Source organism: Macrococcus bovicus (assembly GCF_004359575.1).
Classification (GTDB): Bacteria; Bacillota; Bacilli; order Staphylococcales; family Staphylococcaceae; genus Macrococcus; species Macrococcus bovicus.
On sequence record NZ_SCWF01000022.1, the window covers coordinates 1 to 2,177 of the forward strand.

The 2,177-nt window shown below is 42.1% G+C and carries 2 protein-coding genes; both read right to left on the reverse strand.

Annotation, left to right across the window (positions count from 1 at the left end):
• Window positions 1-57: 57 nt before the first annotated feature.
• Window positions 58-813 (reverse strand): IS21-like element helper ATPase IstB, encoded by a 756-nt coding sequence (istB, locus tag ERX55_RS11200; RefSeq protein WP_133452663.1) that lies wholly within the window; start codon window positions 811-813, stop codon window positions 58-60.
• The gene (gene istA / locus ERX55_RS11205) at window positions 810-2,063 is read right to left on the reverse strand and encodes an IS21 family transposase (RefSeq protein ID WP_424960693.1); all 1,254 of its coding nucleotides are present in this window, start codon (window positions 2,061-2,063) and stop codon (window positions 810-812) included. The genes istB and istA overlap by 4 nt, the downstream gene beginning before the upstream one ends.
• Between the last annotated feature and the right edge of the window lie 114 nt (window positions 2,064-2,177).

The window sequence follows — 2,177 nt, forward strand, 5'->3', positions numbered from 1 at the left end:
TGTCAATAACGCCTTAAAAATCCTCAAAAACAACGGAATAAAATTCCTCATTTATTGCTAAAGTTGAACCGGGATAATACCCGCCTGTTTCTTCTCTTTCATTCTGAAAGATTCCCCCTTGATGTTGAATGTGACTGAATGATGAAGCAGGCGATCAAGAATAGCTGTTGCCAGTACATCATCGCCAAATACTTTCCCCCATTCAACATAGGATTTATTTGACGTGAGTATCATGGCGCCACGTTCATATCGTTTAGATACAATCTGAAAGAACACATTGGCAGTCAGTTCGTCGAAGGGGAAATAACCCAGCTCATCAACGATGAGTATATCCGGCTTACTCATTCGATTGATGAAATAATGTAATATTTCCTTGGCTGATGCCTTACGGCATTCATTGACGAATTCGTCAGCCGTTATAAATTTGACAGTGTACCCTTTGATCAGTGCCTCCATACCAAAACTGATCGCCAGATGTGTTTTTCCGACTCCAGGCGGACCGAGCAGTATTCTGTTCTCCCCATTTTCAATAAACCGGCATGTCAGTGTTTCCTTCACTCGTTTCTCATTGACGCTTGGTTGAAATTCAAAATCGAAATCACTGATACTTTTACTGAAAGGAAAACGTGCTGTATGAATACGTTTTTCAAGCAGCTGCTTTTCTCGCTGCTCCCATTCCTCATCAACCAGATTTATTAGAAAATCTAAATATGATATATTATCTCTGGAAGCATCCTCCACCAGATGATCAATGTGTAGAGCGGTGTATTCAAGTCCGAGGGATTTAAGGCGGTATTCCAGCTGTTGATTCATCGACTGTACTCCTCCTCATATTGGATATATGAAGACAGTGGACGATTTTCTACTTCCGGGACAGGAATAGTCTCTTCCAGCTCCAGGGTCGGCAAACCAGCGGAGCGATGGTGAGACTGTTCTTTTTTTGTTCCCGGGAGTCCCTGGTAATGATGATCTTCCATTATCATCAGCTTATGGCCGGTGTTTACTTTGTGCACTGCGACACATTCAATGCCGTCGAAAACTTCAAGGAGCCCATCCCTGGATCTGAGTTTAAGCTGTGCACCTACGAATCGATGGGGAACTGAGTAAAGACTGCCGCGGAAAGAGATGAAACAGTCCTTTGAGACTGTTCTTTGTTCCCATGGTTCCGTACGGTAGAGTGGTCTGACGCCCCATTTTCTAAGTGTCTTGTGTTCAGCTTCAAACATTTCATTGGGACTCTTCTGAGTGGTCTGATTGACTTTGATATGGACCACACGGTCCAGCCAGCCGATTACTTCCTGATTCAGCTCTGCCAGATTATCAGACAGATTTTTTCGCTGAAGAAAATTTGATCTTAAATAGGAGACGGCTCTTTCAACCTTACCTTTAGTCTGGGCTCTGTATGGTTTACAGGCCTTGGGACACACTTCATAATAATTAAGGAAATCCTCAAACTTCTTGTTGAATCTGATCTGTTTGACACTATGTCTGGTGACAACAGTCTTCATATTGTCATAGAGAATCTGTTCAGGCACTCCGTTGAAATAGCTGAATGCATTCATATGACACTTCATCAGTGTTTCCTGTGTCATATCGGCAGTAAATTCAATGTATCTTTTACGGGAGTAACTCATTACCATGATAAATGCGTGGATTGTCTGTCTACTGCCATCTACGATGCATGTTCCCACATTGACAGCCCAGTCAACTTGAGCCTGTCTTCCTGGTGCTGTTTCATATCTGACCGTACCCTGGGCACCTTTTTTCGCTCTCAGAGGTCTGACAAAATCTCTGAGGATTGTTGTCTTTCCGTCATAGCCAAGTGCTCTGATTTCTTCGATGAGCACATTACAGTTGGTGGTTCCTTCACTGATTCTCTTCTCTAGATATCCCTTGTAGGGGTCAAGTTTACTTCCTTTTGATTTTCGTTGGGTCACCGTAGGTGCAGCCCCATTGTTTAGATACCTGGATATCGTCTTACGATCAAATCCCGTTTCCTTTGAAATGGCTGTCACTGTCCAGCCTTTATTTCTTAACTCCCTAATCATAAAAAAATCCTCCATTAATAACGTCATCTTCAAAATCACTTCCAATCTACATCAATTGATATAGATTATCCGTTAATTTTGGGGATTTTTAAAACGTTATTATTGAGGATTTTAACACCGTTACTAACA

Bases quoted from the DNA above. Each gene is read 5' to 3' on its own strand.
- istB (WP_133452663.1), bottom strand. From the start codon at position 813: ATGAATCAACAGCTGGAATACCGCCTTAAATCCCTCGGACTTGAATAC.
- istA (WP_424960693.1), bottom strand. From the start codon at position 2,063: ATGGAGGATTTTTTTATGATTAGGGAGTTAAGAAATAAAGGCTGGACA.